This window comes from Microcystis sp. LE19-195.1E, assembly GCF_027532095.1.
Classification (GTDB): Bacteria; Cyanobacteriota; Cyanobacteriia; order Cyanobacteriales; family Microcystaceae; genus Microcystis; species Microcystis aeruginosa.
On the sequence record NZ_JAPZSZ010000066.1, the window covers coordinates 19,854 to 35,415 of the forward strand.

Here is a 15,562-nt window from a genome sequence, read left to right on the forward strand (position 1 = left end):
GTACCTCAAAAAATAGATTTACTTCAGCATTGCACCGCCTGAAACCCTGATGAAACCTTTGTTGATTCTCAATTAGTGTGAATATTTTCTCAATAAGTCCAATTTAACGAGGTACTCTAGACAACCTTGACCACATCTCTCAAAAAAATTTTCCGCAAAACCCCGAAGTTCCCCAAGGTTTTTCTCCACCCCCAAGTTACTCAAACTCCAGTCTGGGATAGCAATTGAGGGCAAGAAAAATTCGCCTTTGACTGTGGGTGTACTCACAATGCCATAATCAACCACAACAAGGTTCAGATTTTCTTAATAGTCTTTTTACCCTTGCTATGGCAGCACTTTGACCGATATCTGTCTGGCTATTTTGTGCCGAATTAGACAACTCTACTGGATGACCGACTATGACTAAAATTGCTGATATTGCCTACGTTACCTATCAACATCCGGATTTAGACCTGTGCGAACGTTTTTTGAGGGATTTTGGCCTGATTACCGCAGTTAAAACCGATACAGCCTTGTATATGCGAGCTAGAGGCAAAAAACAGTTTGTCTATGTCGTAGAATGGGGAAAAGAAGCTAAATTTGTCAGTTTTGCCCTAGAAGCGACATCAGAATCCGTCTTACATGAACTAGCCACTTTAGCCTCCGCTTCGACCGTGGAAACCCTGTTCACCCCCGGCGGTGGTCAGCGCATCAAAATTATTGACCCCAACGGTTTTAACCTAGAATTGGTCTATGGTATCGAGGAAGTGGAACCTTTGCCGATTCCTGAACCCCTAGAATGGAATCACGCTAGTCGGAAAACCCGTTTAGGTCGCACCCAAAGGCCGAAAAAAGAACCCGCACCTATTTTACGTCTAGGTCATCTAGCTATTGATGTCAAAGACTTTGAGGAAAGCTATCACTGGTATCAGCAGACTTTTGGCTTAAAAGCAACAGATTTAATTTATTACGGCCATCCCAGTTTACGAGTCGGGGGTTTTCTTCGTTGTCAACGGGGAGACGAATGGGTTGATCATCACACCATCGCCATGTTGCAAGGTTCTCACCCCAAAGTCCATCATACTGCCTTCGAGGTACAAGATTTTGACTCTATTAAAATCGGCCACGATTGGTTGCGAGAAAAAGGATGGACTCCTGTGTGGGGTATTGGTCGCCATTTGTTGGGAAGTCAAGTGTTTGACTATTGGCAAGATCCTTTTGGTAGCCTCATTGAACATTTTACCGATGGAGACCTTTTCGAGCAAACCACCGAGCCAGAACTTCATGCGGGTGGGTTAGATATTCTCTATCAATGGGGACCAGCGATTCCCGAAAGTTTTTTAGGTTAAACCGTTGAAAACGTCTTATAAAAGGGGTTAGATGATGAATATTGCTGAAATATTTCAAAAAAGACGCTCTACTCGTAAATTTCGCACCGATGCCATTCCCGAAGAAATTTTAGCCGAAATTTTTCGTTTAGGATTCCAAGCACCCTCTAGTTATAATTTGCAACCATGGCGATTTATTGTGGTTAGAGAACCAGAAAATAAGGCAAAATTGCGAGAATTCGGCTTTGAACAAGATAAATTGGTCGATGCACCCGTGGTTTTAATCTGTTGTGGCGATCGCCAAGTTAACCATCGTGGTTACATTAATCAAGTGATTGAGTTAGGAAAGCAAGAGGGGACGATTTCCGAAAAACGGGCCAAGTTCATGCACATGGCCATTCCGCCTTTTTTCCAATTTAAACCCTGTTATCAGTCTCCAGAAGCTTGGAGCAACCGACAAGTTATGATTGCGGTTACTTATCTCATGATAGCGGCGCAAAGCTTGGGGGTGGATAGTTGTCCCCTAGAAGGATTTGTGGCTAAACCCTTGCGCGAGTATTTCCAAATTCCCGATACGGTCGATGTCTGTTGTCTGTTAGCCTTGGGATACGCTGATGAACCCTTGAGCGAGTATGGGGGACGTTTTGGGACTCAGAAGCTCTGCTATGGCGAAATTTACGGAGAAACCTTTAATTTAAGCCCAAATCACCCCTAGAGTGACCGTCGCCCCCCGTCACCAGAAACTTTTCCCGGTGCGAGAGGATTAAATCTTTGTCTTCGATTCCATTTAATAATAGGGAGTAAAAAAATGACTCTTTGTTTAGATACTAAGCTTAATTTGTCAGAAATAAGCAGTTTAGTCGATATTATTCGTTATCGCGCCCAATACCAACCCCACAAAACTGCTTATACCTTTTTAGTCGATGGCGAAACCGAAGAAAAACGCCTTACCTACGGGGAATTATTTCTGGAAGCGCAAGCGATTGCCAATAGTCTCCAATCCATTCTATTACCGGGGGAACGAGTTTTATTGGCATACCCTTCGGGATTAGAGTTTATTACTGGGTTTTTCGGCTGTTTATTAGCAGGAGTAGTGGCAATTCCAGTTAATTTGCCCAAGAAAAACCAAAAGATGGCTCGCTTAACTTCTATTATTAATAATTCGCAAGCAAGCTTACTTTTAAGCACACAATCGGAATTAGACCAATTAAAAAGGCAACTAGACAGAGATATTCCCTTTCTAGCTACGGATAGCTTAATCGGCAAAAGTTTAGCCGAAGACCACCCCACTCAGATAAAAGCAGAGACCTTAGCCTTTTTACAATACACCTCTGGTTCCACGGGGACTCCCAAAGGAGTGATGGTCAATCACGAGAATCTTTTGACCAACCTCCGAGATTTAGATTTAGGTTGGGAACACGATGAAAAGAGCGTTATGGTGACATGGTTGCCAACTTTTCATGATATGGGGCTAATTTATGGCATTTTACTGCCTTTTTATCGAGGATTTCCCTGTTATCTAATGTCTCCGGTTTCCTTTTTACAACGTCCTTTCGGTTGGTTAAATGCCATCAGCAAATACAGGGCCACCCACACTGCCGCCCCTAATTTTGCCTATAAACGTTGTCTTGACAAGATTAAAGAGGAGCAGCTGACGGATTTAGACTTAAGCAGTTGGAAAGTGGCTTTAAATGGCGCAGAAACCGTCAGAATGGAAATTTTAAGCGAATTTGCTCGTAAATTTGCCCCCTGTGGTTTTGAGTTTGCCGCTTTTTGTCCGGGTTATGGTTTAGCCGAGGCCACCTTAAAAGTTGCTGCTGTTAGGAAAAATCAAGTTCCTCAAATCTGCTGGGTTGAAAAAGCCGCTTTAAACCGTCATCAAATCGTTTTTACGGAAAAAAGCCCAAATTCTCAATCCTTAGTCAGTTGTGGACAAACAGAAATCGACACAGAAATTGCCATTGTTAATCCTGAAACCTGTCAACGCTGTCCCTCCCAGCAGGTGGGAGAAATTTGGGTGAAAGGCAAAACCGTTGCCCAGGGCTATTGGCAACATCCCGAAGCTACAGAAAAAACTTTTCAAGCAGTTATCGCCGATACCGGACAGGGTTTTTATTTGCGTACAGGGGATTTAGGTTTTATTCATCAGGGTCAACTATACATCACTGGACGCTTGAAAGACCTGATGATTATTCGCGGCGGTAACTACTATCCCCAGGATATCGAACAGACCGTAGAACAATGCTATCCCGACTTTTGCCCCAGTGGAACTGCCGCCTTTACCGTAGAAATCGAGGCAGAAGAAAAGTTAGTCCTGGTTCAAGAGGTAGAAAGAACGGCAATTCGCCGTTTTAACCAGCAAAAAGCCCTAGAAGCAGTTCGTCGAGCGGTTTTTCAAGAACACGAATTGCAAGTTTATGATATCGCTTTTATCAAACCCGCATCTCTGTCCAAAACTTCTAGCGGCAAAATTCAACGCCACGCTTGCCGTCAACAGTATTTAAACCAGCAACTTCCACTAATTTCATCTCCTATGCCGACGCTAACCCCCCCCCTCAGCAGTCACCAAGCTGACCCCACAACCGCTAGTCAAGAAAAAACCGAGCAAATCTTGACTTGGTTGCGAGATTACGCCAAAACTCGCATTAATTCCCATCTGATTGATGACCGTCGTTGTGTGCCGCCCTATATTGTCATGGATTTTGGCAATCAAGGACTGATGGGAATGCAGATTCCCGAAGAATACGGGGGAATAGCCCTTAATAATCGCAATTTTTTGCAGGTGATGGAACAATTAGCCGCCATTGATTTAACCTTGGCGACGATGGTCAGTCTCAATAACAGCTTAGGTATCCGTCCGCTGCTCAACTACGGGACTATTTCCCTCAAGCAAGAATTATTACCTCTTTTAGCGACAGGAAGACAATTATCCTCCTTTGGCATGACGGAACCGGAAGCAGGAGCGAATATCGGGGCAATTAGTACCGTTGCAGTGCCGGATGGTCGAGATAAATGGCGAATTCGCGGACTTAAGCGTTGGAATGGTTCCGCTTGGGCCGGAATGATTAATGTTTTTGTCCGTTTGCTTGATTCCGAAGAACCGGGGAATAACGGTTTGACAGGTTTTCTTGTCCGTCAAGGCACCCCCGGTCTGCGTTTGGGACCTGAATCCCTAACTATGGGATTACGGGGAATTATGCAAAATGCCATCTATTTTGAGGATGTTTTAGTCACTAAAGAGCAATTGCTGGGAGAATTGGGCAATGGCACTGAACCCGCCGACGATGCTTTACTTTATGCCCGTTTAGGGATTGGCATGATGGGAGTTGGCGGCATGAAACGCTGTCTACAATTAATGTTACGTTATGCCAGTCGTCGTTCGATCGCTACCGGTAAATTGCTAGAAAGTCCGATTACTTTAGCCCGTTTTGACCATTTAACTGGGGCTACGGTGGCCTTGTCCAGTCTCTTAAAGTGTATCACCACCGCCTTAGACCAAAAAGTTGCCGTTCCCAGGGAAATGGCCGTTATTGCCAAGATTACGGGGGCTGATTACCTCTGGGAAGCGGCCGATAGTCTCGTTCAGATGCTCGGGGGTAGAGGTTACATGGAAACTAATCTTGCCCCGCAAATTCTCCGGGATGCCAGAGTTTTACGAATTGGCGAAGGTCCTAACGAAAGTTTGAAAATCTTTTTGGGCAAAAGTATCACCCATACGGACAAATTAGGCGAATTTCTGACAAAAGTTCTGGAAGCGCCCGAGATTGCCCTGCAACTCCACACCACTGCCCAATCTATTAATCAGCGTTGTCTCCAGTCTAATCTCTGGGGTGATCGTTCTGCCGCCTTAGCTTGGGCTTATTCTTTAATCGGAGAATTGGGTTGTTACGCCGCTTTAGTAGCAACAACAGCGAAAATGGCCCAAATTCACCCCGGGGAAAAGTACAGTCATGCCCTAGCTTGGAGTCAATTGCAGTTTGATTTATCTGTGCAGAAAGCTCTCCGGGGAACACCCGAAGAAAACTTTGCTTCTTCGGTGGCAACTATCCGCGATCGTATCCTCGATTATACTCAATCTATTGATGATATCGAACAACGTCTAGAGGGTTCCGATTATCAACTCGACGAGTTATTGATGTTGGAACCAGAAGCTAAACAGACTCATCCTCAAGCTGAAACTTCTCTGGTCGAAATTGCTAGTCAACCGCGGCAAGACGGAGTAAATAGCCCCTCTAGTCCGAAAAAGTCCCTTCTTAGCCAACAAACTCCCGAAAAGGTGGAAACGTGGTTAGGTAATTGGTTACACCAGAAATTAAAGGTCAATCCAGCCACTATCCAAACCAGCCAGTCTTTTGCTGATTTTGGCTTAGATTCAATTTTTGCCGTGGAATTAGCCCAAGATATTGCCGATTGGTCGGGAATCCCCGTCGAAGCCACCATTGTTTGGAATTATCCCACTATTGATAGTTTGGCAGAATATTTAGCTAACCAGATTAATCAAAGCAATACGGCGGCTGAATCGGCAAATAATCGAGAAAAAAGCGAAATTTTAGCAGTTTTACCCCAAATATCCGAAGAAGAAATCTCTGCCTTCTTTAGTTAATCGCTGGTGGGGATAGGATAGCTAATTTCCCTTGACCTATCCCCCACCTCAGAGTCACGGGGACAATTGTGACTATGCCACTAAATTTTCCCATCCCGACAGTATCAAGGTTTTTCCTGCTTATCCGTGACTTTTTCCCAAGCATAACCTGAGATGAAAGTGACGTGACATAACAAGACAAGAGTTGTTAGGAATATGAATCAACAAAAACAAGCTTTTTTAGAACAATACAAACACCTCGATGCAATGGTCAAAGCGCAAACCGAACCCATCGCTATTGTGGGTATTGGCTGTCGTTTTCCCGCAGGAGTCAATGATTCCGAGAGTTATTGGCAGTTATTGGTTAATGGCATCGATGCAGTAACGGAAATTCCTCTAGAACGTTGGAATATTGCCGATTATTATCACCACGATGCCGATGTTCCGGGGAAAATGTATAGTCGGGAAGGGGCATTTTTAGACAAAGTTGACGAATTTGACCCAGCTTTCTTCGGCATCTCACCTCGGGAAGCCGCCGCCATGGATCCGCAACAACGGTTACTGTTAGAAGTCTGTTGGGAATCCCTAGAAAATGCGGCTATTGCGCCAGAAAGTTTGATTAATAGTCAAACTGGCGTATTTATGGGCATTTTTCGCGATGATTATGCCCAATTGTGTTTTCATCAAGGCGTAGTCAATCACATTGATGCTTACAACAGTTTAGGAACCAGTCGCGCTATTGCCGTCGGCAGAATCTCTTATCTATTTGGGTTTCACGGTCCGACTCTGCAAATTGATACGGCCTGTTCCTCCTCCCTCTTGGCAGTACATTTGGCCTGTCAAAGTCTGCGCGGCCAAGAATGTAATCTCGCTTTAGCGGGGGGTGTGAATCTGATGTTAACCCCGGCCACTGCGATTAGTAATTGTAAATTAAAAGCCGTTTCTCCCCAGGGTCGCAGTAAAACCTTTGATGCTTCGGCCGATGGTTATGGTCGCGGCGAAGGTTGCGGTGTCGTGGTCTTAAAACGTCTCAGTGATGCTCTCCGAGATGGCAATCTTATTTTCGCCCAAATTCGCGGTTCGGCTGTCAATCACGATGGAAAAAGTAATGGCTTAACCGCCCCCAATGGTCAGGCACAGGAAGCTTTACTCAGACAAGCCCTCGAAAGAGCGAAAATTCAACCTAAAGATCTACAATACGTCGAAGTTCACGGTACAGGTACATCTTTAGGAGATCCCATCGAGGTTTTATCCTTAGGGAAAATTTATGGCCAGGGTCATAGCCAAGATAATCCCCTGATTTTGGGAACCGTGAAAACTAATATGGGGCATCTGGAAGGAGCTGCGGGAATTGCGGCGTTAATTAAGACAGTTTTACAGCTACAAAATCAGCAAATCGCCCCTAATCTTCATTTTAAGAACCCTAATCCCTATATTCCCTGGGAAAAACTGCCGGTCAAAATCCCCACCACTCTTACCCCTTGGTTGGTCAGAGAAGGAGTCCGACGGGCTGGAGTGAGTGCTTTTGGGATGAGTGGCACTAACGTCCATTTAATCGTTGAGGAAAGCAATTTTGAGCGGCTTGGTGACGAAAAACCTCATTTAGAACGTCCTTGTCATTTAATTACCCTTTCGGCGAAAAGTGAGCCGGCCTTACGGGAATTAGCTCAACGCTACTACGATTTTTTCGGTCAAAATTCCCAGACGGTCATGGCAAATGTGGCCTACACCGCTAATACTGGGCGATCGCATTTTGAGCATCGTTTAGCTATTCCCTTTCTGGCTCAAAAACAGCTTGAGCAAGCTTTAAAAGACTTTATTAGGGGTGAAAATCGCTTTTCAGGTCAAAAAAGTCTTTTAACCTCGAAAAAAGCCCCTAAACTGGCTTTTATGTGTACGGGACAGGGTTCACAATATCCCGGAATGGCTAGGGAACTCTACGAAACGCAACCGACTTTTCGCCAAACTTTAGAGAAATGTGACGAAATTTTACGGAGCTATGGGGTGAAATCCTTACTGCAAGTGTTATATGGGGACGAAAAAACCAGTCAGTTGATTAATCAGACTTTTTACAGTCAAATTACCCTATTTTCTCTGGAATATGCCCTCGCCCAGCTCTGGTTATCTTGGGGAGTGAAACCCGATGCTCTCATCGGTCATAGTTTAGGGGAATATGTGGCCGCTTGTTTAGCGGGAGTCTTTAGCTTAGAAGACGGTTTGAAGTTAATTGCCCATCGGGGACGCTTAATGCAGACATTACCGAAAAACGGCATAATGGCGGCAATTTTTACCGATTCCGACACCGTGACCAATCATCTGAGGAAGATTAGGGGCATCTGTACCATTGCTGCGGTCAATAGTCGAGAAAATACAGTCATTTCTGGCGAAACTGAGGCTATTAACCATTTAATCGCTAACTTTAATCAGAGAGGCATTGAAAGTCAGACTTTAGGGGTTTCCCATGCTTTCCATTCTCCCTTAATGACGGGTATGGTGGGGGAATTTGCCAAGATTGCCGAAACTATCACCTATAATTCCCCACGTCTTCCCCTTATTTCTAACTTGACTGGGGATGTTATCGATGCAGAGATAGCAACTTCCCAATATTGGGTTAATCATCTACTGTCTCCCGTAGAGTTTGCCCGGGGTATAGAAAGATTAGGAGAGTTAAATACGGAAATATTCCTAGAAATTGGCGCAAAAACCACATTAATTAACCTAGGTCAGCAAAATCTCCCCGACCGAGGTCTCTGGTTAGCTAGTTTATCCCCAAAACAGTCGAATTGGGAAACCCTACTCCAAAGTTTAGCGACCCTTTATGTAAAAGGGGTCAAAATTGACTGGAATGGATTCGACCTGGATTATTTACGCGAAAAAATCCCCTTACCTACCTATCCCTTCCAAAGAAAACGCTATTGGTTAGATTACATTGATTCTCAGCTAAAAACCCCGACAGCAGCAGCTTTCCACCCTCTCCTACAGCAACCGCTGCATCTATTGGGGTCAAAGGATGTTCACTATCAATCCTCTCTTTCTCCCTGCTCTCCGAGCTATCTGCAAGAACATCAAGTTTTTGGCCAGGTAGTTTTCCCGGCCGCGGCCTATCTAGAGATGATTATAGTGGCAGCCGGTCAACAATATCCCAATCAGCAGTTTACTATTGGCCAATTGAGTCTGAATCGACCCTTAATTTTCTCAGAAAACCAGAGTAAAAAGGTACAGTTAAGCTTACTAGCGGGGGGACAATTTCAGATTCTCAGTCTTGGGGAAGGGGAAGTTTCCCTACTGCATCTATCCGGTAATTTAACCAATGAAAACCAGGACTTACCCAGCGGCAATTGGACAGATATCCGGGACCGTTGTCACCAAAAAATCGAAATCGCACAGCATTATCAGGACTGTGTAAGTAAAGGAGTGAACTACGGGGAAAGTTTTCGAGTTATCCAGCAACTTTACCGCAATCAGTCCGAAATTGTCGCAAAAATTCAACTTTCTTCCCATCTACTCTCGCAAGCGGTGGATTACCAGCTACATCCTGTCTTACTTGATGGTTGCTTTCACGCTATGTCGGCACTATTTCCCGCGGGGAATAGCACCTATCTTCCCACTAATATTGACCGATTGACCTTTTCGGGAGTTAAGGACACCTCTATATACTGTCATGGTCGCTTCAGCCATAGCAATTTGCAAAACGGCATCTTAATCGCTGATTTGACTATTTTCAGCGAATCGGGTCAATTAATTAGCCAAATTGACGGATTAACCTTTCAACAGGCCCGGCCAGAAACCCTCTTTTCCCAGACCAACGACCTCAAGGATAGTTTATACGAAATTACTTGGCAAGCCACGGACTTGACGGGAATGGATTGGACAGAAACAGGAGATTGGTTAATTTTTGCTGACAAAAAGGGAGTGGGGCAACAATTAGCCGAAAAATTGGCGCAACAAGGGCATAGATGCCAACTTATCACCGAAAACAATCGCCAGACTTGGCAATATCTCCTCAAAAAACCCTATCAAGGTCTAATTTATCTCTGGGGAATCGATGACGACCAAGCTTTAGAAAATAATCAAAACCTAGCCGTCACTCAGGAGCGAATTTGTGGAACTTTGCTGGAAATAGTGCAAGAACTAGGCAAAATAGAGGTTAATTACTCTCCTCGCCTCTATATTGTCACCCAATCGGCTCAATACATTCCTTCTCAGCCCACAGTGATTGCCCTTGCCCAAAGTTCCCTCTGGGGATTAGGACGGACTATTGCCCTAGAATACCCAGAATTGCGCTGTCTGTGTCTAGATGGAGATAAATTTCAGGATAGCCACACCTTAGCCCTAGAGGTGTTCCAATCTTTACAAAGTGCGGAGGAGGAAAATCAAATCGCTTGGCGGCAAGGCCGGAGCTATGTGGCTCGTTTAGGGCGATTTATCCCGAAATCGTCGCTAAAAAACCGAGAAATTGCCGAAAATGCCACCTATCTTATTACTGGTGGTCTAGGGGCCTTAGGGCAGCAAGTGGCTAATTGGTTAAGGAAAAAAGGAGCAAAATGCCTCGTCTTACTGAGTCGCCGGGGAATAACTCCAGAAACCCAACCAATTATAGACCAATGGCGACAAGAGGGAACCAATGTAGAAGTTTTTGCCGCCGATGTTAGCGACTTTGGCCAAATGCGTCGGGCTTTTGAGATAATCGAGCAACAGTTACCCCCCTTAAAAGGCATTATTCACACGGCCGGGGTGTTAGAGGATGCCAGCTTATCCAAACAGACTTGGGAGAAATTTGAGCGCGTCTTTTCCCCCAAAATACTCGGCGCTTGGAATTTGCATCTCCTCAGTCAAGAAGTGGATTTAGACTGGTTTATTAATTTTTCCTCGATGGCCTCGGTGTTAGGGTCTTCTGGACAGAGTAATTATGCTAGTGCTAATGCCTTTTTAGATAGTCTAGCCCATTATCGTCAAGCGCAAGGACTGCCGGCCCTGACCGTTAATTGGGGTCCCTGGGCAGAGGGTGGTATGGCCGAAAATTTAGGCGAAAAAGCGAAAAAAAGGCTAATTAAACAGGGTTTTACCCCTCTTGATCCCCAAAAATGTTTACATCTCCTCGAAACATTGCTGACGACTTCTCGGACACAGGTAACTGTCGCTTCTCTCAATTGGAATAGCTTTTTTAACAGTTTCGAGAATCAAAAAATTCCGCCTTTATTACGAGATTTCCAGAGTTTTTCAGCCCAAAAATTAACCCCAGACAATAATTTTATTAATGTCTTAAGGACAGTACCAATTGAGGAGCGTTTTGCGGCTTTGACTGCTCATGTTCAAGGGATTGTAGCGGAAATTCTCGGTATTCCAGCTAGAGAATTTACCCAAGTTGACCAAGGTTTTTTTGAGTTGGGAATGGATTCTTTAATGACGGTGGAATTACGCAATCGTTTAGCCAAGGATTTAGGTAAATCTCTGGCGGCAACTATCACTTTTAAATACCCAACAGTGACCAGTTTGGTCGATTATCTAGTAGCTGAAGTTATTGACCTTGACTTTAGTTTAAAACCCTTAGCAATAGGACTAAATCAAGATAACAATCTTGATCCCCTCAACGAAGAAGATTTATCCCTAGAAGAATTGTCCGATTTACTGCTACAGGAGTTAAATTCCTTAAGCTAGAAAAGCAGACCTCAAACCCTATCTAAATAACCTGTTTACCATGACACAAATACCTGCCAAAACCGATCAAATGAGCTTAATAAAAGATGCCTTAAATCAAATTAAGGTCTTAAAAACTAAGCTACATACCCTAGAAAAAGCCAAAAATGAACCAATTGCAATTATTGGTATGTCCTGTCGCTTTCCCCAGGGAGCTAATTCCCCGGAAACTTTTTGGGAATTATTGCAATCAGGAACCGATGCCATCAGCGAAATTCCGCCGCAACGCTGGAATATTGACAATTATTACGATCCTAAGCCCGATGCAAGGGGAAAAGTCTATACCCGTCACGGTGGCTTCTTAAATCAACCGATAGATCAATTTGACGCTGATTTTTTTGGTCTTTCTCCCCGGGAGGTGGCACAAATGGATCCGCAACAGCGATTACTGCTGGAACTAGCCTGGGAAGCTCTGGAAAATGCGGGAATATCACCCTTAAATCGGCGAGGAAGTCAAACGGGGGTATTTATCGGCATGATGACTCAAGATTACTCCCATTTTAGCCATCATCCCGCTCTGATTGATGCCTATACGGGAACGGGAAATGCTAAAAGTGTAGCTTCGGGACGTTTATCCTATCTTTTTGGATTTCATGGCCCAACTTTAACGGTTGATACTGCTTGTGCCTCCTCTTTAGTCGCTGTTCATTTAGCTTGCCAAAGTTTACGCAATAACGAGTGTGAAGTTGCCCTAGCCGGGGGAGTCAACCTAATGTTAACTCCCTTCGTTACTATCATGGAATCCCGCGCCCAGATGTTGTCTCCTGACGGTCGTTGTAAAACCTTTGATAGAACAGCAAATGGCTATGTGCGGGGAGAAGGCGGCGGTATTATAGTTTTAAAGTCTTTATCTGCGGCTATTCGGGATAATAACTTGATTTTAGGACTAATTAAAGGTTCGGCCGTTAACCATGGTGGTACGAGTAGCGGTTTAACAGTTCCCAATCAACTTAGTCAAGAACAATTGATTCGTCAAGCTTTAAAAAATGCTCAGGTAAAGCCAGAGGACATTAGCTATATTGAAGCCCATGGAACTGGCACTTCTTTGGGCGATCCCATTGAATTAGGTGCATTATCGACAGTTTTTGCTAAAAATCCCCAACCGGTTTGGGTTGGTTCCGTCAAAACCAATATCGGCCATCTAGAAGCGGCCGCTGGTATTGCTGGACTGATGAAAGTGATTTTATGCTTGCAACATCGACAAATTGCCCCCCATCTCCACTTCCAGCAACCGACACCCCATCTAGACTGGGAAAATCAACCGCTGAAAGTTCCGACTAAAAACCGTGAATGGGTTAGTGAAAATTCTTCTCGTTTAGCTGGAGTTAGTTCTTTTGGCTTAAATGGCACTAATGCCCATATTATTCTCGAAGAATACCCTTACGAACCTCAAACGACTGCGGCACCTGATTCATCGCCCTATCTGTTCACCCTCTCAGCCAAGAGCGAATCGGCTTTAATCAAACTAGCCCAAAAATACGCAAATTACCTAGAAAATGCGAAAAATATTGCTTTAAGCTCCATTTGTGCCACTAGCAATCGCAGTCGCTCCCAATTACCCCATCGTTTCACCTGTATTGTCTCTAGTCACTGCCAACTTCAAGAAAAATTAACCGCTTTCGTTCAAGGTGAACCCAGTTCTTTTCGCCAAAAAAGTGAATTTAATGGCAAAAATCGGGCAAAAATTGCCTTTCTCTTTCCAGGACAGGGTTCTCAATACCCCGGTATGGGAAGGGAACTATACCAATCCTATCCTCTATTTCGTCAAACACTCGATCGCTGTGCTGAGATTCTCCGTCAATATGGGGACTATTGCCTAACGGAGATTATTGACCAAGAAAATCATCTCAATCAAACTTTTTACAGCCAACCTGCCCTATTTGCTCTCGAATACGCCCTTTTTAAACTCTGGGAATCCTGGGGAATTAGCCCCCATGGGGTTATGGGTCATAGTTTAGGGGAATATGTGGCCGCCTGTGTTGCTGGAGTCTTTAGTTTAGAAGATGCCTTAAAATTAGTCTTCTATCGGGCTAAATTGATGGATTCTGTGGGAAAAAGTGGTTCAATGGTCGTTATCTCGGCTAGTGAAGCTGAAATTAGTCCCTTAATTGCCCCCTATCAATCTCAGGTAGCTATTGCCGCTATTAATGGTCAGGATAATATTGTCCTGTCCGGTGCTGCAGAGACCATAGAAACCCTGGTAAAACAGCTTCAGGTCAAAAATCTGAAGATTACCCCGTTAAATGTCTCTCAAGCTTTTCATTCCCCTCTGATGGAGGAGATTTTAGACGAGTTCCGACAAATTGCTGAAACTATCACCTATCATCCCCCCCAACGAGCCTTAATTTCTAACCTTAATGGCAAGTTAGTCAATTTTGAGGTCACTACTCCCGATTATTGGTGTCGTCATCTCCGGTCTTCTGTTCGCTTTGCCGATGGGATAAAAACCTTACTGGACAACGGTTATGAGCTATTTGTCGAATGCGGCTCTCATCCCGTTTTATCGGCCATGGGCAGCCTACTGGATAAAAATTATCCTTGTCTTTGGTTGCCCAGTTTGCGTCGTCAAACCTCTGACCGACAACAAATCCTCGAGAGTGTCAGTCAGCTTTATCTGCGGGGATTCGCCCTGAATTGGCAAGAGATAACGGCCAATCAAGACAGTAAACCCTGTATCTTACCGACCTACACCTTTGAAAGAAGTAGTTATTGGCTAAAAACAGGCGACTTGACCCCAGAAGAAGCGCAATTATTGCCTAAATTGTCGAAATATCTCCTAGAAACACCGCCGCAACCGCCAGAAGTTGTCAAAACCACCACCGCATCATCTTCTGGTCATCTAATTACCCTTGACTCTCTTTTGGCCACACCCGCAGAGAAACAGCTTAAACAACTAGAAACCTACATTATCGGTGTTTTAGAACAGATTACCGGTTTATCCATGGTTAAGCTACATAGCAAGCAACCGCTCTCTAGTTTAGGCTTAGATTCTCTCATGTCCAGTCAATTACGACGTCAACTAGAGGAGGATTTAAAAATTATTGTTCCCGTAGAATACCTAGCGGGATTGAGTATTGAGCAGTTTTTACCGCAAATATTCAACTTAATCACCCAAAATTCCCAACCTGCAACTAGCAATAAAACTCCTCTCCCCTCAAAACAGAAAAAACCAATCAAGACGACTAAAGCCGAAAATATCTCTAATGATCCGAAACTTTGGCTAATTCGCAAACAAGCTAATCCTAACGCCCACATTCGTCTATTTTGTTTTCCCTACGCTGGTGGGGGTGCCTCCGTATTCCAAAATTGGCTGAATTACTGCCCCAAGCAAGTGGAATTGTGGGCGATTCAACTACCCGGACGCGAAACGCGTCTTCAGGAAACTGCGATTACATCGCTAAAATCCCTGATTAATCGTCTCATTCCGATTCTGACTCCCTATTTAGACCAACCTTATGCTTTTTTTGGTCATAGCATGGGTTCTTTAATCAGTTTTGAATTAACCAGAGAATTAGCTAAAACTCGGCAAAATCTACCCCAACATTTATTTATGTCTGGATTTCGAGCGCCTCAAATTGTCAATCCCGATTTACCCATTCATCGTCTGGGAGATGAGCAATTTTTAACAGCTTTAGGTCATTTTCAAGGAACTCCAGAAACTCTCCTCAAAAATCCCGATTTAATGGCGGCTTTTTTGCCAATTTTACGAGCAGATTTCAAACTCCTAGAGACCTATTCTTATCAACAAGGTCAACCCTTAAATTGTCCTATTACCGTTTTTGGAGGCCACAACGATGCCAAGGTTTCTGCCGATCAATTACAACAATGGCAACTGCAAACCAATCAAGATTTTGTCCTGCATACCTTACCGGGAGGACATTTCTTTATCAATCAACATACGGAGAAAATTATGAAAATAATTGGCCAAAGTTTACGAGAGTTTCCTGAACAAATGACTGCCTAATCAACCAACTAT

5 protein-coding genes are annotated in these 15,562 nt (G+C 44.2%); all 5 read left to right on the forward strand.

From position 1 onward, the window contains the following. Positions 1 to 398: 398 nt before the first annotated feature. Positions 399 to 1,328, forward strand: coding sequence for a VOC family protein (locus O9300_RS03965; RefSeq protein ID WP_002776853.1), 930 nt, complete (start codon positions 399 to 401; stop codon positions 1,326 to 1,328). A 34-nt stretch (positions 1,329 to 1,362) separates the two neighbouring features. Further along, positions 1,363 to 2,022, forward strand: coding sequence for a nitroreductase family protein (locus tag O9300_RS03970; RefSeq protein ID WP_002741314.1), 660 nt, complete (start codon positions 1,363 to 1,365; stop codon positions 2,020 to 2,022). A 93-nt stretch (positions 2,023 to 2,115) separates the two neighbouring features. Continuing rightward, positions 2,116 to 5,910, forward strand: coding sequence for an AMP-binding protein (locus O9300_RS03975; RefSeq protein ID WP_287970180.1), 3,795 nt, complete (start codon positions 2,116 to 2,118; stop codon positions 5,908 to 5,910). Positions 5,911 to 6,105: 195 nt separating this feature from the next. Continuing rightward, the gene (locus O9300_RS03980; protein ID WP_287970182.1) at positions 6,106 to 11,547 is read left to right on the forward strand and encodes a type I polyketide synthase; all 5,442 of its coding nucleotides are present in this window, start codon (positions 6,106 to 6,108) and stop codon (positions 11,545 to 11,547) included. 40 nt (positions 11,548 to 11,587) lie between these two features. Next, the gene (locus tag O9300_RS03985) at positions 11,588 to 15,550 is read left to right on the forward strand and encodes a beta-ketoacyl synthase N-terminal-like domain-containing protein (protein WP_287970184.1); all 3,963 of its coding nucleotides are present in this window, start codon (positions 11,588 to 11,590) and stop codon (positions 15,548 to 15,550) included. The last annotated feature ends 12 nt before the right edge of the window (positions 15,551 to 15,562 follow it).